The 24,788-nt window shown below is 70.5% G+C and carries 24 protein-coding genes; 16 read left to right on the top strand and 8 right to left on the bottom strand.

Features of this window, described 5'->3' with window-relative positions:
- Positions 1-27 precede the first annotated feature (27 nt).
- The 5 genes from hutU (at position 28) to E3O49_RS09325 (ending at position 7,475) form a co-directional block, all read left to right on the top strand.
- Positions 28-1,686 carry a urocanate hydratase gene (gene hutU / locus E3O49_RS09345; protein ID WP_134365030.1) on the top strand — a complete coding sequence of 553 codons (1,659 nt, stop codon included), beginning with the start codon at positions 28-30 and terminating at the stop codon, positions 1,684-1,686.
- Positions 1,687-1,846: 160 nt separating this feature from the next.
- Complete coding sequence (locus E3O49_RS09340) at positions 1,847-3,058, top strand: allantoate amidohydrolase (protein ID WP_241976116.1); 1,212 nt, start codon at positions 1,847-1,849, stop codon at positions 3,056-3,058.
- The gene (locus E3O49_RS09335; protein ID WP_134403092.1) at positions 3,055-4,602 is read left to right on the top strand and encodes a formimidoylglutamate deiminase; all 1,548 of its coding nucleotides are present in this window, start codon (positions 3,055-3,057) and stop codon (positions 4,600-4,602) included. Before E3O49_RS09340 ends, E3O49_RS09335 begins: the two co-directional genes overlap by 4 nt.
- A complete protein-coding gene (gene hutI / locus E3O49_RS09330; protein WP_134365027.1) occupies positions 4,599-5,831 on the top strand; it encodes an imidazolonepropionase in 1,233 nt (410 codons plus the stop codon). The genes E3O49_RS09335 and hutI overlap by 4 nt, the downstream gene beginning before the upstream one ends.
- A 387-nt stretch (positions 5,832-6,218) precedes the next feature.
- Complete coding sequence (locus tag E3O49_RS09325) at positions 6,219-7,475, top strand: HNH endonuclease signature motif containing protein (RefSeq protein WP_134365026.1); 1,257 nt, start codon at positions 6,219-6,221, stop codon at positions 7,473-7,475.
- 22 nt (positions 7,476-7,497) lie between these two features.
- Here E3O49_RS09325 and E3O49_RS09320 read toward each other — a convergent pair whose 3' ends face one another.
- From E3O49_RS09320 to E3O49_RS09300, 5 genes are all read right to left on the bottom strand, one after another.
- Positions 7,498-8,262: a glycosyltransferase family 2 protein gene (locus tag E3O49_RS09320; protein WP_134365025.1), complete on the bottom strand. Its 765-nt coding sequence runs from the start codon at positions 8,260-8,262 to the stop codon at positions 7,498-7,500.
- Positions 8,259-9,749, bottom strand: coding sequence for a bifunctional PIG-L family deacetylase/class I SAM-dependent methyltransferase (locus E3O49_RS09315; protein ID WP_244285279.1), 1,491 nt, complete (start codon positions 9,747-9,749; stop codon positions 8,259-8,261). Before E3O49_RS09315 ends, E3O49_RS09320 begins: the two co-directional genes overlap by 4 nt.
- Positions 9,746-10,831, bottom strand: coding sequence for an acyl-CoA/acyl-ACP dehydrogenase (locus E3O49_RS09310; protein WP_134365023.1), 1,086 nt, complete (start codon positions 10,829-10,831; stop codon positions 9,746-9,748). The genes E3O49_RS09315 and E3O49_RS09310 overlap by 4 nt, the downstream gene beginning before the upstream one ends.
- 74 nt (positions 10,832-10,905) lie before the next feature.
- Positions 10,906-11,400 (bottom strand): Dps family protein, encoded by a 495-nt coding sequence (locus E3O49_RS09305; RefSeq protein ID WP_134365022.1) that lies wholly within the window; start codon positions 11,398-11,400, stop codon positions 10,906-10,908.
- Positions 11,401-11,501: 101 nt separating this feature from the next.
- Positions 11,502-12,866 carry a protein kinase domain-containing protein gene (locus E3O49_RS09300; RefSeq protein WP_134365021.1) on the bottom strand — a complete coding sequence of 455 codons (1,365 nt, stop codon included), beginning with the start codon at positions 12,864-12,866 and terminating at the stop codon, positions 11,502-11,504.
- A gap of 113 nt (positions 12,867-12,979) precedes the next feature.
- Here E3O49_RS09300 and E3O49_RS09295 point away from each other — a divergent pair, with 113 nt between their 5' ends.
- The 3 genes from E3O49_RS09295 (at position 12,980) to yczE (ending at position 15,177) form a co-directional block, all read left to right on the top strand.
- The gene (locus E3O49_RS09295; protein ID WP_134365020.1) at positions 12,980-13,633 is read left to right on the top strand and encodes a DUF4232 domain-containing protein; all 654 of its coding nucleotides are present in this window, start codon (positions 12,980-12,982) and stop codon (positions 13,631-13,633) included.
- A gap of 242 nt (positions 13,634-13,875) precedes the next feature.
- Entirely contained in the window at positions 13,876-14,079 is a 204-nt protein-coding gene (locus E3O49_RS09290) for a dodecin family protein (protein WP_134403098.1), read from the top strand.
- A gap of 435 nt (positions 14,080-14,514) precedes the next feature.
- Positions 14,515-15,177 carry a membrane protein YczE gene (gene yczE, locus E3O49_RS09285; RefSeq protein WP_241981031.1) on the top strand — a complete coding sequence of 221 codons (663 nt, stop codon included), beginning with the start codon at positions 14,515-14,517 and terminating at the stop codon, positions 15,175-15,177.
- 120 nt (positions 15,178-15,297) lie between these two features.
- Here the strand turns inward: yczE and E3O49_RS09280 are convergent, their stop codons facing one another.
- Positions 15,298-16,467 carry a M20/M25/M40 family metallo-hydrolase gene (locus E3O49_RS09280; RefSeq protein ID WP_241976122.1) on the bottom strand — a complete coding sequence of 390 codons (1,170 nt, stop codon included), beginning with the start codon at positions 16,465-16,467 and terminating at the stop codon, positions 15,298-15,300.
- Between the two features lie 112 nt (positions 16,468-16,579).
- Here E3O49_RS09280 and E3O49_RS09275 point away from each other — a divergent pair, with 112 nt between their 5' ends.
- Positions 16,580-17,374 (top strand): CPBP family intramembrane glutamic endopeptidase, encoded by a 795-nt coding sequence (locus E3O49_RS09275; protein ID WP_241978682.1) that lies wholly within the window; start codon positions 16,580-16,582, stop codon positions 17,372-17,374.
- Positions 17,375-17,435: 61 nt separating this feature from the next.
- Here E3O49_RS09275 and E3O49_RS09270 read toward each other — a convergent pair whose 3' ends face one another.
- The gene (locus tag E3O49_RS09270) at positions 17,436-18,686 is read right to left on the bottom strand and encodes a serine hydrolase domain-containing protein (protein ID WP_160141073.1); all 1,251 of its coding nucleotides are present in this window, start codon (positions 18,684-18,686) and stop codon (positions 17,436-17,438) included.
- 246 nt (positions 18,687-18,932) lie between these two features.
- Here E3O49_RS09270 and E3O49_RS09265 point away from each other — a divergent pair, with 246 nt between their 5' ends.
- Together E3O49_RS09265 and E3O49_RS09260 are read left to right on the top strand one after the other, a co-directional pair.
- Positions 18,933-19,796, top strand: coding sequence for a DUF4097 family beta strand repeat-containing protein (locus E3O49_RS09265; RefSeq protein ID WP_134365016.1), 864 nt, complete (start codon positions 18,933-18,935; stop codon positions 19,794-19,796).
- A complete protein-coding gene (locus E3O49_RS09260; protein ID WP_134365015.1) occupies positions 19,793-20,437 on the top strand; it encodes a PadR family transcriptional regulator in 645 nt (214 codons plus the stop codon). Before E3O49_RS09265 ends, E3O49_RS09260 begins: the two co-directional genes overlap by 4 nt.
- Positions 20,438-20,483: 46 nt before the next feature.
- Here the strand turns inward: E3O49_RS09260 and E3O49_RS09255 are convergent, their stop codons facing one another.
- The gene (locus E3O49_RS09255; RefSeq protein ID WP_166787122.1) at positions 20,484-20,750 is read right to left on the bottom strand and encodes a hypothetical protein; all 267 of its coding nucleotides are present in this window, start codon (positions 20,748-20,750) and stop codon (positions 20,484-20,486) included.
- 42 nt (positions 20,751-20,792) lie between these two features.
- Between E3O49_RS09255 and E3O49_RS09250 the strand changes: the two genes are divergently transcribed.
- The 5 genes from E3O49_RS09250 to E3O49_RS09230 all read left to right on the top strand — a co-directional run bounded on the left by E3O49_RS09250 (position 20,793) and on the right by E3O49_RS09230 (position 24,673).
- Positions 20,793-21,233, top strand: a complete 441-nt coding sequence (locus E3O49_RS09250) for a MarR family winged helix-turn-helix transcriptional regulator (RefSeq protein WP_134365013.1) — start codon at positions 20,793-20,795, stop codon at positions 21,231-21,233.
- Positions 21,234-21,314: 81 nt separating this feature from the next.
- Complete coding sequence (locus E3O49_RS09245; RefSeq protein WP_134365012.1) at positions 21,315-23,438, top strand: APC family permease; 2,124 nt, start codon at positions 21,315-21,317, stop codon at positions 23,436-23,438.
- Between the two features lie 2 nt (positions 23,439-23,440).
- Positions 23,441-23,863: a fluoride efflux transporter FluC gene (locus E3O49_RS09240; RefSeq protein WP_134365011.1), complete on the top strand. Its 423-nt coding sequence runs from the start codon at positions 23,441-23,443 to the stop codon at positions 23,861-23,863.
- Complete coding sequence (gene crcB, locus E3O49_RS09235) at positions 23,860-24,234, top strand: fluoride efflux transporter CrcB (RefSeq protein ID WP_134365010.1); 375 nt, start codon at positions 23,860-23,862, stop codon at positions 24,232-24,234. Before E3O49_RS09240 ends, crcB begins: the two co-directional genes overlap by 4 nt.
- A 178-nt stretch (positions 24,235-24,412) precedes the next feature.
- Entirely contained in the window at positions 24,413-24,673 is a 261-nt protein-coding gene (locus tag E3O49_RS09230) for a DUF3073 domain-containing protein (RefSeq protein WP_134365009.1), read from the top strand.
- The last annotated feature ends 115 nt before the right edge of the window (positions 24,674-24,788 follow it).

Genomic DNA, 24,788 nt, shown 5'->3' with positions numbered 1-24,788 from the left:
ATTCCGCGAACACTGAAGGAGACACCGATGTCCGAATCCCGCCCCGTGCGCGCCGCCCGCGGAACCGAGCTGACCGCGAAGAGCTGGCAGACCGAGGGGCCGCTGCGGATGCTGATGAACAACCTCGACCCGGAGGTCGCCGAGCACCCGGAGAACCTGGTCGTCTACGGCGGGACCGGCAAGGCCGCGCGCAGCTGGGAGGCCTACGACGCGATCGTGCGCACCCTCACCACGCTGGAGAAGGACGAGACCCTGCTCGTGCAGTCCGGCAAGCCGGTGGGCGTGTTCCGCACCCACGAGTGGGCGCCGCGGGTGTTGATCGCCAACTCCAACCTGGTCGGCGACTGGGCCACCTGGCCGGAATTCCGCCGCCTCGAGGCGCTCGGGCTGACCATGTACGGCCAGATGACGGCCGGTTCCTGGATCTACATCGGCACCCAGGGCATCCTGCAGGGCACCTATGAAACCTTCGCCGCCGTGGCCGCCAAGAGGTTCGGTGGAACCCTGGCCGGCACCCTCACCCTCACCGGGGGCGCCGGCGGCATGGGCGGCGCCCAGCCGCTCGCCGTCACGATGAACGAGGGGGCCGTGCTGATCGTCGACGTCGACGAGAGCCGGCTGAGGCGCCGGGTCGAGCACGGCTACCTCAACGAGCTGGCGACCGACCTCGACGACGCCGTCGCCCGTGTGCTCGCGGCGAAGGCCGAGAAGCGCGCCCTGTCGGTGGGCGTGGTCGGCAACGCGGCCACCGTGTTCGCCGAACTGCTCGAACGCCGGGTTCCGATCGACATCGTCACCGACCAGACCAGCTCGCACGACCCGCTCGCCTACCTGCCTGAGGGCGTCACCGTGGCGGAGTGGCACGCCTACGCGGCCGCGAAGCCGGAGGAGTTCACGGAGCGGGCCCGGGCATCCATGGCGAAGCAGGTCACCGCAATGGTGGGCTTCCAGGATGCCGGCGCCGAGGTCTTCGACTACGGCAACTCGATCCGGGCCGAGGCGCAATTGGGCGGCTGCGCGCGCGCGTTCGACTTCCCGGGGTTCGTGCCCGCGTATATCCGCCCCCTGTTCGCGGAGGGCAAGGGGCCGTTCCGCTGGGTGGCGCTCTCGGGCGACCCGGCCGACATCGCGGCCACCGACAGGGCGATCGTCGAGCTGTTCCCCGAGGACGAGCCCCTGCGCCGGTGGATCACGAAAGCGCAGGGGAAGGTTCACTTCGAGGGCCTGCCAGCCCGGATCTGCTGGCTCGGCTACAAGGAACGCCACCTCGCCGGGATCAAGTTCAACGAGATGGTCGCGTCGGGCGAGCTCAGTGCCCCGATCGTGATCGGCCGCGACCACCTCGACTCCGGCTCGGTCGCGTCGCCGTACCGGGAGACCGAAGGCATGAAAGACGGCTCCGACGCGATCGCCGACTGGCCGCTGCTGAACGCCCTGCTGAACACGGCGTCCGGCGCCACCTGGGTGTCGATCCACCACGGCGGCGGCGTCGGGATCGGCCGCAGCATCCACGCCGGCCAGGTCATCGTGGCCGACGGCACCCCCCTGGCGGCCGAGAAGATCGAGCGCGTGCTCACCAACGACCCCGGCACCGGGGTGATGCGGCACGTCGACGCCGGCTACGAGCGGGCCGAAGAAGTCGCCCGCGAACGCGGCCTGCGCGTGCCGATGTGGGAGTCGGAGTGAGCCCGGCAGTCGGGGCTGCGGGGTTGTTCGCTCATTTCTTCCGTGAGGGGTCCCACATCGACCTTCGCGAGCCCTTTGAGGGTCGATGTGGGACCCCTCACGGGCTCGGAGCCGGCGGCGCGCGAGCGGTTACGTGCGCAATGTGGGAGTGGGAGTCAGAGTGAGCGAACTGGCCCACGGGACCCTCGCCGGTCTCGCCGAGATCGCCGACATCGGCCGGGATGCCCGCCGCGGCGGGTATTCGCGCCAACTCTGGCAGGGGCCCGACCTCGAGTTGCGGGCCTGGTTCGCCCTGCGCGCCGAGCGTCTCGGGCTCGCGGTCGAGACGGACCGCAACGGCAACCTCTGGGCCTGGTGGGGAACCCCGGGGCCGGATGCCGTCGTCACCGGCAGCCACCTGGATTCCGTGCCGGGCGGCGGCGCCTACGACGGCCCGCTCGGCGTCGTCAGCGCGCTGGAGGCGATCGGCCGGCTGCAGGCATCCGGCTTCACGCCCTCCCGTCCCTGCGCGGTGCTGGTCTTCGCCGAGGAGGAGGGATCCCGGTTCGGGATCGCCTGCCTGGGCTCGAGGCTCCTGACCGGCGGCATCGACGCCGACCGGGCGCGCGCCCTGACGGATGCCGACGGCATCACCCTGGCCGAGGCCGCCGCCACGGCCGGGCTCGACCCGCGGCGGCTCGGAGCCGACCCGGAGGCCCTGGCCCGGATCGGCCTCTTCCTCGAACTGCACGTGGAGCAGGGCCGCGGCCTGATCGACCTGGGCCGGCCGGTGGCCGTGGCCTCGTCGATCCTGGCGCACGGGCGCTGGCGGCTGACCGTGTCCGGCCAGGGCAACCACGCCGGCACCACCCTGATGACCGGGCGCCGCGACCCGATGGTAGCCGCCGCCCGCGCAATCGTCGCCGTGCAGGAGACCGCGGCGGCGATCCCGGGCGCCCGCGCGACCGTCGGCCGCCTCGAGGTCGTGCCCGGCGGCACCAACGTGATCGCGTCGAGCGTGCACGCCTGGCTCGATGCCCGGTGCGACACCGAGGCCGGCACGCGCGCGCTCGTCGCCGCGATCACGGCCCAGGTCGAGCGGGCGGTGAGCCTGAACGGATGCTCCGTCGCCGTCACCGAGGAATCCTGGACCGGCACCGTGGCCTTCGACGCAGCGCTCGCGGGGCGGTTCGCCGCTGCGCTCGGCGGGGTGCCGGCGCTGCCCACCGGCGCGGGGCACGACGCCGGCGTGCTGTCCGCGAGCGTGCCCAGCGCCATGCTCTTCGTACGCAACCCCACCGGCATCTCGCACTCGCCGGAGGAATTCGCCGAGGTCGAGGACTGCGTGGCCGGGATCGACGCGCTCGAGGCGCTGCTGCGGAGCCTGCTGTGAGCGCGGCGACGGGCGAGCCCGCCGGCGCTTCGGCGGTCGCCTACTGGTGCGAGACCCTGCTGATCGACGGAGTGCCGACTCCCGGCGTGCGGCTCGAGGCCGCCGCGGACGGCCGCATCACCCGGGTCACGCCCGGAACCCTGCCGCGATCGACGGACGTGCGGCTCGGCACCGTGCTGCCCGGGCTGGCCAACGCCCACTCGCACGCGTTCCACCGGGCGCTGCGCGGCCGCACCCACGCCGGCGGCGGCGACTTCTGGCAGTGGCGCGAGGAGATGTACCGGGTGGCCGGCCGCCTCGACCCCGACCGCTACTTCGCGCTGGCCCGCGCGGTTTTCGCCGAGATGCTGGTCAGCGGGTTCACCGCGGTCGGCGAGTTCCACTACCTGCACCACCGGCAAGACGGCAGCCGGTACCCCCGGGAACACGCCATGGAGCTCGCGCTGGCGGAGGCGGCGCGGTCGGTCGGCATCCGTCTGGTGCTGCTCGACACGCTCTACCTGGCCGGCGGCATCGGGTCACCGCTCGAGCCGGGCCAGCGCGCGTTCGGCGACGGCTCGGCGGCCGGCTGGCTGGCGCGGTGGCACTCGCTGCGCGCAGCGCTCGCGAGCGACGCAGCCGCCGAGACCGGGATGGGAGCGCACAGCGAGACGGATGCCGACCCCCGGATCAGCCTGGGCGCCGCGATCCACTCCGTGCGCGCCGTGACGCCCGACGCGATGCGCGAGGTGCTGCGAGGGCTGCCCGCTGGCGTTCCCCTGCACATTCACGTGTCCGAGCAGCCGCAGGAGAACGCGGACTGCCTGGCCGCCTACGGCGGCACCCCGACCGGCGTCCTCGCCGGGATCGGCGCGCTCGAGCCGCGGCTGAGCCTCGTGCACGCCACGCACCTCACCGACGACGATGTGGCGCTGATCGGGGCATCCGGGGCAACGGTCGTGATCTGCCCGACCACGGAGGCCGACCTGGGCGACGGGATCGGCCCCGCCCTCCGACTGCAGCAGGCCGGCGCCCGGATCGCTATCGGCTCCGACCAGAACGCCGTCGTCGACCCCCTGCTCGAACTGCGCGGCCTGGAGGCGGGCGAGCGGCTCGCGTCGGGCCGGCGCGGCCGTTTCGCCCCGGCCGAACTCCTGTCCGCCGGGAGCCGGAACGGCTATGTGTGCCTCGGCCTCGGCGACAACCGGTCGCGTCCGGGAGACCTCTGCGACCTGGTGGAGGTGGCCGCCGACAGCATCCGCACCGCCGGGTCGCTGCCGGGCCAGCTGCCGCTGACGGCCACGGCGGCCGACGTGCGCCGGGTGATCGTGGGCGGCCGGGTCGTCGCCGACGCGGGCATTCTCGTTCCCGGCGGGACCGCGGCCGGCCCCGGGGGCTCGCTGCGTCCCGAGGTCCTGCTGCGGGACGCCCTCGCCGAACTTGACGCGGCCGACGCGCTTGAAGCGGTCGACGACTCCGCCACCGCATCCCTTTCTACTGCCGCTGCCGCCGTCGATCCGGCCTCTTCAGACACTGCCAGTCGCGCACCAGGAGACCGACCATGACCACCGAACTGATCACCGGCATCCGCGAACTGACCACCCAGGCCGATGACCGCGCCCGCCTCAACGACGCCGCGCTCGTGATCGAGGCGGGCCGGATCCTGTGGATCGGCCCGGCCTCCGCGGCCCCCGCGGCCGACACCCGCACGGATGTCGGCGGTCGCGCCGTGCTGCCCGGCTGGGTCGACACGCACACCCACCTGGTCTTCGCGGGCGACCGGGCCGCGGAATTCGAGGCCCGGATGGCGGGGCAGCGCTATGCCGCGGGCGGCATCAACACCACCGTGGCCGCGACCCGGGCGGCGAGCGAGGAACAGCTCGCCCGGGGAGCCGCCCGGCTGCGGCGGGAGGCCGAGGCCCAGGGCACCACGTTCCTGGAGACGAAGACCGGCTACGGCCTCGACCTGGCGAGCGAGACCCGGTCGGCGCGCGCCGCGACATCCGTGGCCGACGTGGTCACGTTCCTCGGCGCCCACCTCGTGCCGGACGGAATCGACCGGCGCGACTACCTCGATCTGGTCACCGGGCCGATGCTCGCCGCGGTGGCCCCTTATGCCGACTACATCGACGCGTTCTGCGAGGTCGGCGCGTTCGACGTGGAGGAGAGCCGGGAGGTGCTGCTCGCCGGCCGCGCGGCCGGCCTCGGCGTGCGCGTGCACGGCAACCAGCTCGGCTTCAGCGGCGGGGTGCGGCTCGCGGTCGAGCTCGGCGCCGCGAGCGTCGACCACTGCAATCACCTGAAGGAGCGCGACATCGAGGCGCTCGCGGGCGGGGCGACCGTGGCGACGCTGCTGCCGGCCTGCGACCTGTCCACCCGGCAGCCGTTCCCGCCGGCCCGGAGGCTGCTCGGCGCAGGGGCGAGGATCGCCCTGGCCACCAACTGCAACCCGGGCACCTCGTACACGACGTCGATGCCGTTCTGTGTTTCGACGGCGGTGCTGCAGATGGGGCTGACCATCGACGAGGCCGTCTGGGCGGCGACCCGCGGTGCCGCCGCGGCAGTCGGCCGCGAGAACGGGGCGGATGCGGCCGGGTCGCTGCGGGTGGGCGGGTGGGCAGACCTGCAGGTGCTCGACGCGCCATCCGTCGCCCATCTGGCCTACCGGCCGGGGGTGCCGCTCACCTTGGCCGTCTGGCGGCGGGGCGTGCGGAGCCGGCTCTGTGGGCTGGAGGGCTCGGATGGGCTGGACGGCTCTGGTGGCTCTGATGCCTCTGGTCGCACGGATGCCTGACGCCGGCCTGGCCTGGCTGCCGGCCACCGAGCGCGTGCCGGTCCCGTGGCGGAACGGCGGCGGCACCACTACCGAGGTGATCGTTCGCGGTGCCGGTCCGGCAGTACGAGGTGCGAGCTTTCCCCGGCGAGCGAGTCGTGGAGCCGGACGGATCCCGAGGCAATGCGGTGCTCTCCCGCCCCACTGAGAGCGGTTGCGGATGAGCATGGTCGACGAGTTCGATCACCCGCTGGTCGCACTGGGTTCCCCCGTGCGTGCTCACGTCCGGTACCGGATCCGGCGCGGGTGAGAGCCTGCTCTCGTCCTCCACAAAAGCAGCTTGATCAAGTTATCCACCGGCTTTTCCTGTTCTCAGGGGATGTCGGAGGGTGCGCCTAGAGTCGAGGCATGTCCACCACCGTGAGCACCACCCAGGAGCAGCTCGGGCTGCTCTTCGACGCCGTTGCGGCCGCCGATCGGGTGATCGCGCAAGGCTTCGCCCTGCGGGCCGATGCCGTGGAGGCTGCGCGCCGCTTCAGTGAGGCGCACGCGGCGGAGATCCCGCGGGGAGCGCAGTCCCTCTGGGACCAGACGGAGATCGCGAGACGGGAGCTCTCCAGCGAACTGGCCGTGACGCTGCGGATCCCGGAGCGCACCGCGGAGACCCTGCTCGCGGAGAGCCGGGCCCTGGCCGAGGACCTCCCCGCGACGCGGGCCGCACTGAGAGACGGTCTGTTCAGTTACCGGCACGCGCAAACGATTCTTGGGCAGGCCTGGTCGATCCCCACCGAGGGGCTCGCCGCCTTCGAACAGGCCCTGCTGCCCGCTGCGCAGATCCTGACCGTTTCGAAGCTCAAGCACAAGGCCAGGCTGCTCCGGGAACGGCTACACCCGGAGACGATCACGGCGAGGCACGCGCGGTCGATCGCGGAGCGGTCCTCGTGCGTGCAGGCGGAGGCCGACGGGATGGCGACCCTCTACCTGACGACGGGCGCGGAGCTGGTGCAGGCGATCTTCGCCCGCGCCAACGACCTCGCCGTGAGCCTGCAGGGCCTCGGCGAGAAGCGCACGCTCACGCAGGTGCGCACAGACGTGATCAGCGACCTGCTGATCAACGGAGTCACCCCGACCGGCGTCGGCACCGGCGTCAAAGCCACCGTGCACGTGACCGTCCCGGTGATGACGCTCCTCGGGCACAGCGAGGAACCCGGCTACCTGGAAGGGTACGGACCGATCGACCCCGCGACGGCGCGGGATCTGGCATCGCGGGCGCCGAGTTTCACCCGGCTGCTCACCCACCCGGAGACGGGCGTAGTGCTCTCGGTGGGCCGGGACCGGTACAAGACGCCCAAGGCCATGCGCCGATTCCTCCGCCTCCGTGACGAGACCTGCCGTTTTCCGGGTTGCCATCGGGCGGCGAGGGGTGCGGAAGTCGACCACAGCCACGACTGGGCCCTGCTCGGCGAGACCGCGCACGACAACCTCGCACACCTGTGCAAACCCAACCACGCTCTGAAAACCCAGACCCGGTGGACCGTCACCCAGCAACCGGGCGGCATCCTGACCTGGACGTCCCCAACGGGTCGGGACTTCGTCACCGAGCCCGCCACCGTGCTCCCGACCGGGCCGCCGACCGCAGATCCCCCGGACGACGCGCCGTTTTGAGGGCACCGCCGTTTTGAGGACTCTAGAGCGAAACGTCTGCCGCGTCGGGCAGCACACCGACCCGGGCCCCCGCCGCCTGGTCACGCAGATAGCCGGCGAATCCCGCCGGGGCGCGCCCGGCGAGCCGACCGGAGGTGAGCACGGGGATCAGTTCGGTACGAATCTCGCTCACCCCGAGGCGGCGCAGCGCCGAAACCAGCCGCACATCCTCGTTCCCGTCGACGAGGGCGAATTCGCCGGCCTGCAGGTACCGGTCGGCACGCACCCCGAGGTTCGCGCCGTGCACATGGGGGTGCCCTTCTACCAGCCGGTGCGCGGCGTCCCACAGTTCCCTGCCTCCGTCGGACAGCCGGTCGTCAGGCACCACGGTTCCCAGCACGAGATCGACGGAGTTGCGGGCGAAGGCGAGCTGCGCGGTCAGCCAGTTCGGCGGCACGGCGGAGTCGGCATCCGTCGTCGCGATCCACGTCGCGGTGGAGAAGTGGGTCAACGTCGGGAGCAGGTGCCGCGCCCCCGCCCGGCGGGCAAGGCCGACGCCGCCACCGTCCGTGCTGATGCTCGCGAACGCAGGCCAGTCAGCAGCGACCTCGGCCGTGCCGTCGCTGCACCGGTCGAGCACGACCACGACCTCGATCACGGGCGGCGCCTCGCCTGCCACGCGGGCGACCTCCCCGACCGCCACGGTCAACGCGGCCAGGCACCGTGGCAGGAGCTCCTCCTCATCACGGGCCGGGACCACGACGATGACCCTGTCGATCGCCTCGCCGACCGCCCCGCCGACCGTCACGGTGTCAGGCCTTCGCGTTGCGCGACCGAGCGCGTCGGCGCGGCTTCGAACACCTCGAGCAGGAAGTCGCGTTCCCGATGCTCCACCGTGCGCTCGAACCCGGCCAGCCTGCCGAGTTCTGCGTGCACCTGGTCGCCGTTCAACGGATACTCGGGCACCGGATGCCTCCAGTGGCAGGCCACGATCACGCCACCGGGTGCCATGCTGCCGCGGCATCGCCGGAGCACCTCGCGCAGCTCCACCGCCGAGAAGTAGTAGCCGACCTCGGAGAACACGATCAGGTCGAAGCTGCCCTCCGGCCACTCGGCGGGCAGGGTGCGCCGGGCGAAGGTGACGCCGGGGTGTGCGGCCAGCCGGGCTCGGGCCTCCCGCAGCGGCTGCTCCGCGACGTCGACCGCGGCGACGGTGTCGCACCGGTCGGCCAGGCCGGCCGTGAGGACGCCGATCGAGCAGCCCAGTTCCAGCGCCGCCCGGAATTGTTTGCGAGGCAAGGCCGCCAGGGTCAGGGATCGCTTGCGCTCCTCGTACCACCGGGTCTCGAACCCCCAGGGGTCACGCTTCCCGGCGTAGAACTCCTCGAAGAAGGCACCGGACAGGCTCGGTTCGACCTCGACCTCGACCTCGACCTCCATCTCCATCTCGATCTCCATCTCGATCTCCATCTCGATCTCGATCTCGATGAAGGTCTCATACCCGCGTTCGAAGTGCGCGGCAAAAGCCGCCTGGATGATCGGTTCGTCTCCGGTCAGCCCGGAGAGCGGCTGCACCTGGCTGACATGCAGGGCCATCGCCCGGGTCTTACGCCGACGGTCTTCGGGTGCCAGCTCCAGGGTGCGAATCACGCCGTCCGACCAGACCGGGTCCCCGGGCGTGGACCAGTGCCAGGCCCAGATCGGGTATGCGAAGAGACTGACGCCCCGGCCGCGAGCGGCGTGGCAGGCGGCCTCTGCCGCCGCAGCGTGGTCCGGATGTCCGTCCAGCGTCCAGGGGGCGACCAGCCAGGTTCCCGGTCCGTCCGAGCCGATCTCGGCGGAAATCGCTCGGGACGCCTCGTCACGATGCCCGGCCAGGGTTCCGTCGGGGAGGTCGAGCAGGCGCACCAACGCCGAGGGTGCCAGCGCTGCGATGGCCGCCGTCACCTCGACCCGGCGCAATGCCGCGAGCCGCGCGGGGTCGTGCGTGCCGGACCCGGGATGGGAGGCCTCACCGTTGGTGAGCACCACGACCGTCACCGGGACTCCGGCCCGCCCGGCCCACGCGATCAGCCCGCCGGCGCCGAGGGTCTCGTCGTCGGGGTGCGCAGCGATCACGACGAGCCGGAGCAAGTCGTCGACGCACAGTGCCTGCACCGGCGGTGCCGGCGACAGTGGTCCGGATCCGGGGGCCACCGAGCCGACGGATGCCGCTTCACCCGCTGCGACGGCCTCCCGATGCGCCGCCGCCCACAGGTTCTCGGGCGTGCCGGCATCCGTGTGGCTGAAGCTCACCACGGGGATACGCCGGCATCCCGCAGCCGGCGGCCGAGCGCCGCGTCGTCCCGTTCGGCGTGGTGCTGGCGCACGTACAGCTGCAGATCGGAGACGCGAGCGGAGTGCCGGGCCTCGAGGGCGAGCGGTGCGGGGCCGAGCGCGTGGCCGGTTCGAGTGATCACCTCGTCGACCGTGCGCGCGACCTGGCCGCGCACCCGCGCCGCGAGGAGGGCGCCCTGCTCCCCGGCGGCATCCCCGGCGTCGATCGCGGCAGCCGCGTCAGTCAGGGAGACCCCGGCTGTCGTCAGCGCGAGGTCGAGGGCGCCCAGGTGCGCGAGCGCGATCTGATCGGGTTCCCGCTCGAGCACGGACTCCCAGACCCGCCTGGCCACGCCGACGGCGCCGCCCCACCAGCAGGCCGCGACGCCGATCCCACCCCAGGCGAAGCCCGGTCGGCGGAGGTACCAGCCGTCGTCCCCGACCGGCCGGGCCCGGACGCCCCGGAACTCGACGGGTCCGCTGGGTACGGCCGGGAGCCCTCGACCCACCCACGCCTCCGTGTGGACGGTGATCCCGGGGTCGGCCAGGTCGACTTCGAACAGCCTCCGGGTGGTGGCCGAGGTGTGTGCCGTGACGAGGGCGTGGCTGAGCGAGCGGGCGAGCGAGCACCAGGGTTTCGTGCCGTCGAGCTGCCACGACCCGCCGCCGGCCGCGCCGGCCGGCCGCGCGTCGAGCCGGCTCCCCGCGCCTTCGGCGGCGAAGACGCCCCAGCTCGATTCCGTGGTGCCACCGCCGACGAGCCCGGCCGGGTCGACGCCGGCCTGGTCCAGGATGGCGAGCGCGTCCAGGTGCGCCTCGACGACCCGCCCCGCCGTGAGGTCTGCCGCGGCGAGGGAGGCCAGCGTCTCGAACAGCCGGCGCGTCTGCCCCGATCCCGGCCGGGGAACACTGCCGCCGAGCGCGCGGGCCAGGTCCAGGGCCCGCGCGGCGTCACCGTTCACGGCACAGGCCGCCGTCGCGGCATCGCGCAGACCGGCCTCCGCCGTGCGCTTCCCGATCGGGGTCAGCCAGACCGGTTTCGCGCTCTCGATCCGCGTCACACCGACCCCCTGTGTCGTGCCGACCGCGCCGAGTCCGCTCGCCGGCGCGTTGAACTGAAGCTCAGGCTTGTGCCTCAGGCCTTGCCGACCGGCTTGGTCGGCGCCTTGGCCGTGGGCTTGCGTGGGGTGCGGTTCTCGGCGCTGACCATCCAGGCGTACTGTTCCAGCTTCTCGATGAAACCGTGCAGGATGTCGGCGCTGGTCGGGTCTTCCTCGTCGACCGCGTCGTGCACGGCACGGATGTTGTCGACCGTCGCGTTCAGGCGGTCGGTGATCAGGCCGACCGTCTCGGCGGTGTCCACCTCTCCGGCCGGGAACTTGGCCAGGTGGGTGGTCGCGGTGACCGTCTCGCTGCGTCCGTCCGGCAGGGAGTCGAGTGCACGCATCCGCTCGGCGAGTTCGTCGGAGAACAGCCGGGCGTCGTCGATGATCTCATCGAGCTGCAGGTGCAGGTCGCGGAAGTTCTTGCCGACGACGCTCCAGTGCGCCTGCTTGCCCTGCACGTGCAGCTCGATCAGGTCGACGAGCACGGATTGCAGGTTGGAGCCGAGTTCTGCTGATGCCTTCACGGTGTTGCGCCCCTCTCAGATGGGGGAAACACGTCTCGGCCGCTTGCCAGCCGGTGCCCCCGTTTGGATTCAGACAGCACTGTATCAGGTGCCCATTCGAACTAGTGGTGGACTGCGCGGCGGCTTTCGAGGCGGAGTTCGAGCTCGTTCATCACGAGCGCGGCCAGGTCTTCGAGGGTGGCGATCTCCTCCGCTGTCACCGTTCGTGGCTCGTGGTCCAGCACGCACAGAGTGCCCAGGTTGTACCCGTTCTGGGTCGTCAGCGGAACGCCGGCGTAGAACTGCAGGCCGAACCCCTCGGCCACGAGCGGGTTCGCCAGCGCGCGCGGATCGCGGCGGGCATCCTCTATCAACCACGGGCCTTTGGAGAGAATGGCCGACGCACAGAGCCCGGGGTCGCGCGGGATCTCCTTGAGGTCGAGTCCGTGATGTGCCTTGAACCAGATTCGGTCGGTGTCAACGATGCTGACGATGGCGATCGGCACGGAGAACACCCGCGCGGCGAGGGCTGCGATCCGGTCGAAGGTGCCGTCCGGAGGGGTGTCGAGAATCTCGAGGCGGGCCACCTCGTCGAGCCGCTGGGGTTCATCGGCGTCCAGGTGGTGAGTCTCCATGACGCGGTGCCGGCCGGTTTCGGCGATGACAGCCTGCCGCAGGGCGAGCACGACATCCGCGGCGGGCGGGCGCTGCTCGGGGTCGCGTGCCAGCATCGACGTGAGCAGATCGCGCCACGCCGGAGCGAGGGTCTCCGGCATGGCCGGATCCCGAAGGAGCCTGGCCACGGCCGACTGGACGGGCTGTCCGGGAAACGCCGTCTCGCCGGTGAAGCATTCCAGGAGCACGAGTCCCAGGGCGTAGATGTCGCTGGGAGGGCCCACCCGGTCGCCGCGGGCCTGTTCGGGGCTGAGGTAGGCGGCCGTGCCGGTCGTCAGGCCCTGGTTGGTCATCCGCGCGGCGTCCGGGAACAGGGCGATGCCGAAATCGGTGAGCCTGGCCCGCGTTCTCGAATCGGAGCTGTATTCGGCCAGGAGAATATTGGCCGGTTTGATGTCACGGTGCACGACCCCGCGGCCGTGGATGTAGTCCAGGCCCTCGGCGAGGTCGTAACCGACCTGCGCGATGTGGCGGGTGGACAGCGGGTCCTGGTCGAGCCTGCGCCGGAGGTCCGCCCCGGCCACGAGTTCCATCACCAGGTAGATCCGCGGCCGCCCGGCGTCTGCGCGGTGCACGCCGACGTCGAACAGTGTGGTCACGCTGTGGTGGTTCAGGCTCGCCAGGACGTTGATCTCCGCTTGCTGCCGTGCGATGTCGATCTCGGTCGCGGCGGCGGCATCGAAGATCTTGATCGCGACGTCCCGGCCCAACCGCTCGTCGGTGGCGCGGTAAACCGAGGCCATGCCGCCACGGCCGATCAGGTCCTTCAACCGGTAACGGCCGTTCAGGAAACCCGGTGATCCCTCGGTCATCGGACCCCCCTTTTGAGGATTAGTCTAGGACACCCGCGAGGACGATTTCTCACATCATTCGCCACACTCATCTCCGGCGGGCGCCGCTGGCCCGATGGTGCCACACTGAGGCTATGACGGGGATGCGGAGTCTCGGGCGGGTACAGGCAACCTGGCTCGAGTGCGCTGCGGTGGTTCTGGTGCTGGCCGGATGCGCGGCGCCCGCCCGCGGCCCGGTCGGCGGTTCCCAGTCACCGCGTTCGACCACGGCGGCCACCCCGACGGCGACGACCACTCCGACCGCCTCAGCGGCGCCGACCGCGACGCCGACCACGCCACCCCGCGCCGAACCGGGCGTCTGTACCCGCGACCACCTGGCGCTGTCGCTGCAGGCCCGGCCCCATGACAGCGGCATGAGCAGCTTCTACTGGGACCTGCGGCTGACGAACACCGGCTCGGTGGAGTGTTCGGTCCAGGGCTACCCGGTGGTTACTCTGATCGACTCCAACTCCGGTGAGACGATCGGGGCGGTGTCCGGCGTCGAAGAGAGCACCGTGAGCGTTGTGCCGGTGGCGCCCGGCGCATCCGCTTACAGCCTGCTGCACCTCACGCAGGCGGGCGCGCACCCGGATTGCGCGATCGTGCCGGTCACCGCCCTCGCCGTGACCCTGCCGGAGTGGGACGCGGCCGAGCGTGTGGCCACGCCGAACCCGATCGAGGGTTGCAGCGACGACAGCACGGTGCTGGTGCGCACCCGACCGCTGGCCCCCGCCCCCGTCTCGTTCTAGCGCAGCGACTCAGCGTTCCCGGCCGCCCTCGCCCGGAAGGTTGGGCACCGCGCCCGCCCCCAGGCTCGTGCCTCTAACCAATTCGACGGAGATTTTGCTCCCCGGAGCCTGTTTTGGACCGAAACAGCCCGATTTCGGCAAAATCTCCGTCGAATTGGTGCGGGCGCGGATCGGCGGATCGGCGTACCCTCAGCGGCACGAAGCCCCATCAGCCCGAGTAATCCATGTATAGAGGAGCAACCATGTCTGTGGCACGCGTGACAACACTGAGCGTCCGGTCCGAGAAGTCATTCGAGGATGCCGTCTCGGCCGGGATCGAGCGGGCCCACAGGACCCTGCGCGGCATCTCCGGGGCCTGGGTCAAGGAGCAGAAGGTCGTCGTCGACGACGGCAAAATCACCTCGTGGGACGTCGTCATCGAAGTGACTTTCGTCCTCGAGGACTAGCCCGGCGGTGAGGACACTCCGCAGCCCACGCCCCTAACGAATTCGACGGAGATTTTGCTCCCCGGAGCCTGTTTTGGGGCATGACGGCCCCAAATCGCCAAAATCTCCGTCGAATTGGTGCGCGCGGGGCGGAGTTGACTGCGGCGCTACTGCAGGATGGCGGGCACCTCGGTCAGCCGGCGAGTGATGATCAGTTGGTCGAGAACGGGTGTGCTGACCAGGCCGGGGTCCGCATATGCCGGAAACCGCATGAACTCGCCAAAGACACGATTCGGGCCACCTAACGAATTCGACGATGTCCTCCTCGCTGATCAGCACCGTGCCCTGGCCGGCGGCGGCGAGCACCCGCTGACGCCCTCGGCCGGCATGGCATGATTTGGCCGGTCGGGTTGCGGAATTTGGCGACAGGCCAATAGTGCCATTGGATGGTGTTCCATGACCCGTCGTCTCACCCAGCTGCTCATCGGCCTCTTCCTGTACGGCATCGGGATCGCGCTGATCGTGCGCGGCGGCATCGGCGTCGCCCCCTGGGACGTGCTCACGCAGGGCATCGACAGCCGCACCCACCTCGGCTTTGGGCTCGTCACCATCCTGATCAGCGGTGTGGTGCTGCTGCTCTGGATCCCGATCCGGCAGAAGCCCGGCGTCGGCACCGTGCTGAACGCGCTCCTGGTCGGACCGGCAGCGGATGTCGGCCTGCGACTGATCCCGGCGGACCTCGACCTCTGGCTACGCGTGCTCCTGTTCGCGGCCGGCCTGCTGACTCTCGCGGTGGCAACCGGCCTCTACATCGGCGCACACTTCGGCCCCGGCCCGCGCGACGGGTTGATGACCGGCCTGCACAAACGCACCGGCTGGCGCATCTGGATCGTGCGCACCGGCATCGAGGTCATCGTGCTCGGCATCGGCTGGGCCCTCGGCGGCAACGTGGGCATCGGCACGGTTCTCTTCGCGGTGCTCGTCGGCCCGCTCTGCCACTGGACCATCCCGCTCTTCGCGATCACCCTCCCGGCCGCCGCCGCGGACCCCCGGCTCGAGGAGGCCCTCGAAGGCGACACGACCCCCACGGAACCCTCGATCGACAGCCCCGCCAACTGACGCCCCGCCCCACCGGCCGCGAGAGCCGCGAGAGGAGGAAGGGGGACGGGAAGGGGGACGGGCAGGGGGACGGGCAGGGGGACGGGCAGGGGGACGGGCAGGGGGACCGGGCGCAGCCGCTCAGCCGCAGAAGTCGGCGATCGTGCCGGCCAGCATATCGGTCAGCCGGTAGACGGATGCCTCATCCGCCCACTCCGTGTCGGCGTGCGCGCCGCCGCCGGCCACGCCCACGACCAGGCACGGGATGCCCGCCTCGTGGATCAGTCCCGCGTCGGTCCAGAAGGGCTCGCCGCGCACCGTCTGGCTGTGGCCGAGCACCCGCTCGGCCTGGGCGCTGAGCGTGCGCACGATCGCCCAGGCCGGGTCGGCCTCGAACGCGGCCCGGGCGACCAGCCGGGTGAGCCGGTAGGCGAAGTCGGGCACGCCCGCCGCGAGCCGGTCGAGGAGGCCCCGGAGTTCGGCCTCGACTGCGTCGGGGGTCTGCCCGGGCAGCGTGCGCCGCTCGATCGTGAGGGTGCAGACCGCGGCGACGGTTGCGGCATCCGTGCCCCCGGTGATGGTCGAGACCCGCACGGTGCCGTGACCGAGCAGCGGATGCGCCGGCGCCGCCTCGATCTCCGCCCGCAGCCCGTCGAGGGCGGAGAGCACCAGCCCGGCGTGCGCGATGGCGTCGACGCCCCGCTCCGGCTGGGAGCCGTGGGCGGCGAGTCCGGTGAGCTCAACCTCGAACCAGGCGAAGCCCCGGTGCGCGAGCGTGAGGCACAGTTCGCTGGGCTCGGCCACGATCGCCGCGTCGGCGCGGAACCGGGCCAGCGCCTCCTCGGTGCCGAGGCTGCCGAACTCCTCGTCGGCGACGAGGGTGACGAGCACGTCCCCGGCGAGCGCGGACACCCCGGAGGTCCCTCCGCTCGTGGCGCGCGCCGCCGCGACGAGGATGGCGGCGACCCCGCCCTTCATATCGAAGGAGCCGCGCCCGAACACGCGTCCGTCCCGCCGTTCGCCGGCGAACGGGTCGCCGAGGTAGCCGCCGACCCCGACGGTGTCGAGGTGGCCGTTGAGCATCAGGGATCGCCCGCCGCCGGTGCCGCGTCTGAGCCCGACGATCGTGGGGCGCCCGGGGTGCCGCTCGAGGCGGTGCACCTCGAACCCGTGGCCGGTGAGCCAGTCGGCGCACCAGGCCGCGATCATACGTTCGCCGGCCGCGCCCGGCACGAGGTCGGGGTTGACCGAATCGATGGCGATGAGCGCCTGCATCACGGCGACCGGGTCGGGTCCTGGCTCTGGATTCACACCCCCAACCTAGCGGCCGGGTGCGCCCCGCCCACCCGTTTGCGAGAGCGGTTCGGTACCATGTGGCATGCACGATGGCGCGGCACCCGAAACGACGACTTCGGCCCCACGGATGGCCCCGCGCGCCTCCTGGGGACTGCTGCCGGCGGCGCTGCTCTCGGCCTCGGCCGTGCTGCTGTTCGGTCTGCGCGACCCGGTCTCCGGCTACACCGTGCTCGCCGCCGCGGTCGGGCTCGCCTTCCTGATCGACCGGGCCCTGTTCCGGGACCTGCTTCTGATCGCGGTCGGGCTGCTGATCATCAGCACTATCTCGGTCGAGGCCCACATCAGCTACCCGAACATGGCCCTGATGGGCAGCGTGCTCACCCTCTCGGTGCTCGTGCCGTACCTGGCCTCGCGCTACCTCTACCGCGACCACGCCATCCGGTTCCCGATCCGCACCGGCCAGCGCTGGACCGCCCTGGAGCGCTGGTACCTGCCGCTCGTGGTGCTGCTGGGCTACCTCATCCTGCCGACCTATTTCATTCGGTCGGGGGCGTACCGCAACTGGCCGACGGTCACCGCTCCCGACGAGATCGCCCGGCTTTTCGTGGGCGTGGGCTTCGTGGGCATCTGGGACGAACTGTTCTTCATCTGCACGGCGTTCGCCCTGCTGCGCCGGCACTTCCCCGACTGGCAGGCGAACCTGCTGCAGGCCGTCATCTTCACCTCGTTCCTCTGGGAGCTGGGCTACCAGAGCTGGGGCCCGCTGATGACCTTCCCGTTCGCGCTGCTGCAGGGCTACACATTCAAGCTCACCAAGTCACTGACCTACGTCGTGTGCGTGCACCTGCTGTTCGACCTGGTGGTCTTCCTGGTGATCGTGCACGCGCACACGCGGGACTGGCTGCCGATCTTCGTCTACTGAGACTGAGACTGAGACTGAGACTGAGACTGAGACTGAGACTGAGACTGAGACTGAAGCTGAGCTACCCCGCGGCCGCCGCCGGAACCGGGCACACCGTCCCCGCCTCGAGGTCGGCCCGGGCCGCGTCCTCCGACCAGGGCAGGGTCAGCGGCTCCCGGTCCGTGCCGGCCGCCGTGGCCGGGGTGGCGATGGCGGCCAGCTGCCGGGCCAGCGCCAGGGCGAAGTTGCCTCCGGCGGTCGAGTTGTTCAGCGCGACCACCACCGTCAGACCCCCGGCGGGATCGGACAGGGTCGCCGAGATGAATCCGGGGATCGCCCCCGCCCGCCCGCGCAGCGGGCCCAGCTGCTCGGCGCCCAGGCCGTAGCGCCGCCAGGCGGGAGCGTTGGCGTCCTGCGCCACGGTGGACCACTGGACCTCCACGGATGCCGGGCCGAGCACACTGCCCACGGCGAGCACGTCCGCCCACGTGCGCATGTCCGCCAGTGTCGAGACGACGCCGCCGGCCACACCGGTCATCGAGATGGACAGCTCGGTGTCGTCGAGCATGATCTCGCAGTTCGGCTGGCCGTCCGTGCTGCGCTGCGTCGCGTAGCCCTGCGGATGCGCGCCGGGGATCTGCAGGTCGTCGGCAGCCGGGAACGAGGTGTCATCCAGGTTCAACGGGTTGAAGATGTACTGGCGGTAGAGCGCGCGCCAATCCTTGCCGGTGGCCTGCTCGAGCGCCATGCCGAGCAGAACGATCCCGGTGCTCGACTGCACCCAGGTGCCACCCGGCGCACCCGTCCGGGGCGCGGACAGTCCATTCGACACAAGCTCCAGCGCCGGCCAGGAGCGGGTCGGGTTGTTCACGAACTGAGCCGTCTGTTCCGTGTCCTGGCCGGCCAGACTGGACGTGTTCTGACACAGCTGGCCGAGGGTGATGTCCCCGACGCCGACGAGGCGGCCCAGGTAGGTGGCGACCGGGTCGTCGAGCGCGACCGTGCCCTCCTCCACGAGCCGGAGTAACACGGTGCAGGTCATCGCGGTGGTGTTCGTCCCGATCCGGAACCGCATCTCCGTGCTCATCGCCTCCGTGCCGCCGATGGTCGTCGTCCCCGGCGCGGCCTCCCATTCGCCGGTTCCGTCGGCCCAGACGCCCACCACGGCCCCGGATGCCCCGGACCGGCCGATCGCGTCGGCCACGGCCGCGTCCAGGCGCTCGGTGACATCGACCGTGAATGCCCCGCCTTTCCGGTGCCCGCCCCCGCCGGCGTCCGGTGAACATCCCGACAGGACGCCCGACACCACGACGGCTGCGACAACCAGCGCCACCGGCCTGATCGATCTGCGCCGGCGCAACCTCCCCCTGCGTGCTCCGATGCGATCCCCCATGAAAATTTCCACTGCATTCCCCCCATGCCTGCCTCCAGAATGCCTCATCCGGGCACCGCGAACCTGACCGCCACACTTGCCATTCACAGAAACGCGATATATCTTGATTCGAACACGTCGCGATATATCGCGACAAACCTGTGGGCATCCGCTTCACACGGATGCCGCGGCACGAAGGAGAATTCAATGGCCCTGGAAAAATGGCTGGTCACCCCTGGACAAACCAAGGTGATCGATATCGAGCTGGTGCGCAATCTCAAGGTGGGCATGATCGGCGGCAAGATCGACGTCATCGGCCACGACGACCCGGTGACCCGGGTTGAAGTGCACAGCGTGAGCGGCAAGGATCTCAAGATCTCGCTCGACGGCGACACCCTGGAGATCGACCACCCCCAGCTGCGCTGGGACAACTTCATCGAGGTGTTCGCCTCATTCCGCGGCACCGCGAAGGCCGACGTCAGCATCATGGTCCCCCGCGACGTCGCGCTGAAATTCGGCGTGATCACGGCCGACGCCCTGATCTCCGGGCTCCGCAACGGCGGCCGCGTCAGCACTGTGTCGGGCGACATCGTGGTCGACGGGGTGACCGGCGACCTCGAGCTCAATGGCGTGAACGGCGAGATGCAGGTGCGCAACCACGACGGCAGCATCGTCGCGCACACGGTCTCCGGCGAGATCACGGCCAGCGGCGACATCCGCAGGTTCAGCCTCGACGGCGTCACCAGCGATGTCTTCCTCGACATCGAGGGCACCCCGGATTCCATCAACACGAACACGGTCAGCGGCAACCTGACCGTGCGCCTCGGCGCGGACGTCGGGACCAAGTACCACCTCAATACCGTGTCCGGCACCCTGCAGCTCGACGACCAGACGATCCGCGGCACCTTCGGCAAGGGCTACGAATCCAGCACCGGCGTGCTCGACGGCAGCTGGCTCGACCTGTACGCCAACTCGGTCTCCGGTGACATCTCCGTGGTGCGGCGGAGCGCCGAGGCCGGCGGCCCCCAGGGCGAGTCCGCCGCCGACACGGCCGGGGAGGTGTGGGAATGACCCCCGTCTTCGCGCACGGCAGCCTGCGCCTCTACCTGCTCAGCCTGCTGGCCGAACAGCCCCGGCACGGCTATGAGCTGATCCAGGCGCTCAGCGACCGGTTCGGCGGAACCTATATTCCCAGCGCCGGAACGATCTACCCGCGCCTGGCCAAGCTGGAAGAGGAAGGCCTGGTCACCAAGTCGACGGACGGCCGTAAGACCGTCTACGAGATCACCGACGCCGGACGCGCCGAACTGCTCGCCCGCCAGGGTGAACTCGACGCGATCGAGACCGAGGTCACGGACTCCGTTCGGCGGCTGGCCGATGAGGTGCGCTCGGGAGTCACCGCGGCGATGAAGAGTCTGCGCGCCGACCTGGCCTCCGCCAAACGCCAGGCCAGGGGAGAGGGTCCCGTCCGGGGAGCCGGCGGCACAGGCACGAGCGGCTCCGGAAGCACCGGTCCGGGCGCGGACCCGCGGGCCGAGTCGAGTCGCGCCATCCACGAGGCCGACATGGTGTTGAACGAATTCCGTCAGCAGCTGCGGGCGGACCTGCGCGGGCAGGCCTCCCGCTCGCTGGTGCCCACCGACACCGTGCCGGAGCTGCGCCGCCGCCTGGCCGAGGTGCGCGAGGGCATCCTCGCCTCACTCTCCCGCTGAACCACCTCTGCCGCTGAACCCGTGCGGGCCGCCGCGCAACCCGCCGTCAGGCGGAGCGCTCGGCGACCTGCTCGGGGGTGGGGTGGTGCACCTGCGTGCGCTCCCCCGAGCGGTCGATCTCGTGCAGGGACATCAGGGCCCCGCAGATGGGGCAAACCGATCGGGCCTGCGTCGCCTGCACCTCTTCTGCACTGACCGTGTCGTACGGCCCGAGGGGCGGCGGGCCGATCCAGGGCAGGAGCCGGCCGTTGAGGCGGGCGATGACGCCGGCCAGGCCGCGCTCGGCGCGCGGCTTCTTGTTAGTACGTGTCATAATCATTAGTGTACTAACTAAAGCCGATGGAAGGTTGCCCGAGTGACGGATGCCGCCGACCTCCTCCGCCTCGAGGACCAGGTCTGCTTCGCGCTGGCGATCGCGTCGCGCAGCGTGATCTCGATCTACCGCCCGATCCTCGAGCCCTATGGGCTCACCCATCCGCAGTACCTGGTCATGCTGGCGCTCTGGGGGCGCAGCCCCCGCTCGGTGAAGGACCTCGCCGTGGAGCTCCGCCTCGAGCCGGCCACCCTGTCGCCGCTCCTGAAGCGGCTGGAGGTCGCCGGTTTGGTCACCCGGGAGCGCAACGAACACGACGAACGCGTGCTCGACGTATCCCTCACCGACGCCGGGCGCCTGCTGCGCGAGGAGGCCCGCACGATCCCCCCGCGCATCATCGACAGGCTCGGAATGAGCATGGATGAACTCGATGTTCTGCGCCGGTCGCTGTGGCGGGTTATCGAGGCGTCACACACGCACTGACCCCGCGCAGGCGACACGCCGCAGGGTCGGCACTCTGTCACTGTTTTGTCAGAAGTGTGCAAGGGAGTAGTGTCGACCCTCGTGACTCCAGAGGTAAGCCCCCCGGCACCAGAAACACGATCACCGAAACGGTGGATCATCGGCGACCCTCTCTCGACGGAGAAGCTCGAAGGCCAGTTGCTGCCCAAGCACCTCGCCCTGCCGATCTTCGCGAGCGACCCGCTGTCGAGCGTGGCCTACGCCCCGCAAGAGCTCCTGATGATCCTCACCCTCGGCGGGCTGGCCTTTCTCAGCTTCGCACCGTGGGTCGCGGCCGTCGTCGTGCTGCTGCTCGTGGTGGTCACCGCCTCCTACCGCCAGCTGATCAAGGCGTACCCGTCCGGCGGCGGCGACTACGAGGTCGCGCACAAGAACCTCGGCGAGAAGGCCGGCCTGGTCGTCGCCTCCGCCCTGCTGGTGGACTACGTCATGACCGTGGTCGTGTCGGTGGCCAGCGGCGTGGATAACATCATCTCCGCCCTCCCGGGACTCGCTCCCTTCCGGGTGGAGTTCGCCGTCTTCTTCGTGATCCTGCTGGCGGCGGTCAACCTGCGGGGTGTGCACGAATCCAGCAAGGCGTTCGCCATCCCGACCTACCTCTTCATCGCGAGCGTGCTCCTGATGGTCGTCGTCGGTCTCACCCGGGTCGCCCTGGGCGACACCCCGATGGCCGAATCCGCGGGCTACGAGGTGGAGGCCCAGAACCTCGCCCAGTCCGCGTTCATCCTGCTGCTGCTGCGATCCTTCGCCAGCGGATGCAGCGCGCTCACCGGCGTCGAGGCGATCGCCAACGGGGTGCCCGCGTTCAAGCATCCCAAGGTAAAGAACGCCCAGCGCACGCTGGTGCTCATGGGTGGCATCGCCATCACGCTCTTCGTCGGGCTGACGACCCTGGCCCTCTTCTCCAAGGTGCACTACGCGGAGAACCCCTGCGACTTGATCGGCTGGCAGGAATGCGCCACCTCCCCGCAGCGCAGCCTGATCGCGCAGATCGCGGCGGCCACCTTCGGCAACAACTCGATCATGTTCTTCGTGCTGCAGGCCGCGACCGCGGCCGTGCTCCTCCTGGCCGCCAACACGGCGTTCAACGGCTTCCCCCTGCTCGGCTCGGTGCTCGCCAAGGACTCCTACGCGCCGAAGTCGCTCAGCACCCGCGGTGACCGCCTGATCTACTCGAACGGCGTGCTGCTGCTCGCGTTCTTCGCCTGTGTGATCCTGGTCATCTACCAGGCCAACCTGACCGTGCTGATCCAGCTGTACATCATCGGCGTCTTCGTCTCCTTCACGCTCGGGCAGACCGGCATGGTGCGGCACTGGCTGTCCCTGCTCAAGACGAACCCGCCGAACCGGGCATCCATCGTCGCCAGCCTGTCCATCAACGGTTTCGGCGCCCTCCTGACCGGGGTGGTGCTGATCGTGGTGACCATCACCAAGTTCACCCACGGCGCCTGGCTCGTGTTCGTGCTGATGCCGGTGCTGTTCACCCTCATGCTCGGCGTCAACCGGTACTACCGGGACGTCGCCAAGGAAATCGAAGTCGACTCGGAGACGACGTTCGGCTCCCAGGGCGACCACGCGATCGTGCTGGTGGGCAAGATGCAGAAGCCCGTGCTCAAGGCACTCGACTACGCGATCGCCGCCCGGCACGAGAGCATCGAGGCCGTGCACATCTCGATCGACAACGAGGAGACCAAGGAGCTCAAGCGCGCCTGGGTGAAGCAGAACATCCAGGTGCCGCTGCACATCGTGCAGTCTCCCTACCGGGACATCAGCTGGCCGTTGATCAGCTACATCAAGGATCGTCGCGAGGACCACGGCTCCGAGGTCGTCACCGTGTACACGCCGATCTACATCGTGGGGCATTGGTGGGAGAGCCTGCTGCACAACCACAAGGCCCGGCGGCTGCGCCAGAAACTGATGCTCGTGCACGGCGTCACCATCGCGCTCGTGCCCTGGCTGCTCGACTCCTCCGAGCTCATCTACGGGCGGCGCTCACGCCCCGTGCCCGGGCAGGACCGGCGCGGCGAGCCCGTGCGTCCCCGCCCGATCCCACGGCGACCGCTCGCCCCGGCCACCAAGGAGATCCCGGTCAGGCAGTCGGCCGTCGTGGGCGTCACCCCGCCGAAGTCGCGGCCGTCGGCCGCCCGCCGGCGAAAGCGAAAGTAGCCATGCTGCGGCTGGGGTCGGCCGTCTTCCTGGGCGGAATGGCCGGCACCGGCCTCCGGCTCGGAATCGACCTGGCCCTCCCGCACGCTGACGCCGAATTCCCGGCCGGCACGCTCCTCGCCAATGTCGTCGGCGCGTTCCTGCTCGGCTGGCTGGTGGCCGGCCTCTGGACCCGGCCGGCCGTGCCGTCCTGGCTCAAGGCGGCCCTCGGGGGCGGCGTGCTCGGCTCGTTCACGACCTTCTCCGCCGTGATGGTCTCGCTGGTGGCGCTGGTCTCCGCGGGTTTCTCGCCGCTGGCCTGGGCCTATCTCGCGGCCACGCTCCTGCTCGGATTCGCGGCAGCGGCGCTGGGACTCCGGCTGGGCGGCCGGGCCGCGGCAGAGCGCCTTCCACTCGGCGGCACGGATGCCGGGGTCACCCCGTGAGCGTCGGCTTGGTCCTCGGCGTGCTCGTCTGCGGCGGCGCGGCAGCGGTCATCCGTTTCCTGGTGTCCCGCGCCCTGCCGGCCGGCCCCGGACGACTCCCCCTGGGCGTGCTGATCGTGAACGTTGTGGGCGCGCTGGTCGGCGGCGTCGTGCTCGGACTGGCCGAGCGCGCGGCCGTCTCTCTGGAACTGCGCCTGATCCTCCTGACCGGCGTCTGCGGCGGGCTGACCACCTTCAGCACCTGGAGCGTCGAGACGGTCGAACTCCTGCTCAGGGGGCGCTGGCGGGCCGGCGCGGTCAACCTGGTCGGCACTCTGCTGCTCGGATTCCTCGCCTGCGGCGCCGGGTATCTGCTCGCCCGCTCAGGCTGATCCCAGCGCGCGGTCGTACACTAGCGAGTGCGCGGTTTCAGAGCAGTGCACAGCGTCAAGCGCGTCAGTGGGGCCTGCGGGTCATCATGCTAAACTGACGGCTAGTTTTCACCATTCCGTTCGGCAACTCCCGGGAGATTCACTCCTCACCCGGCCTGGCATCGTTAGGGGGTCACGCATGGGGCGCGGCCGTCAAAAAGCAAAGCACACCAAGGTCGCCCGCGAGCTGAAGTATTTCAGCCCGGACACCAACTACAACGCGCTCGAACGCGAGCTCACCGGGCATCCGGTCGATGACCCGCGCCTCGACGAAGACCTGGCGAAGTGGCCGGAATACGAAGCCGGCAAGCCCGGTAAGGGCTCCGACGATGCTTCTGGCGACGACGACGACCAATACGTCGATCACTACGCGACCGAAGACGAGCAGAAGCGCGCCTAGCCCCGCGCCCCTCCCTGTCGGCCCCCTCCGTCACCGCCGGGCATCATCCGTTCGCGTGTGCGCTCAAATGGCCGCCATCGTTTCATCGATGGCGGCCATTTGAACGCACGCGGCG

It is taken from the genome of Cryobacterium shii (assembly GCF_004402595.1).
Taxonomy (GTDB): Bacteria; Actinomycetota; Actinomycetes; order Actinomycetales; family Microbacteriaceae; genus Cryobacterium; species Cryobacterium shii.
This window is presented reverse-complemented; position numbering and strand designations above follow the sequence as displayed.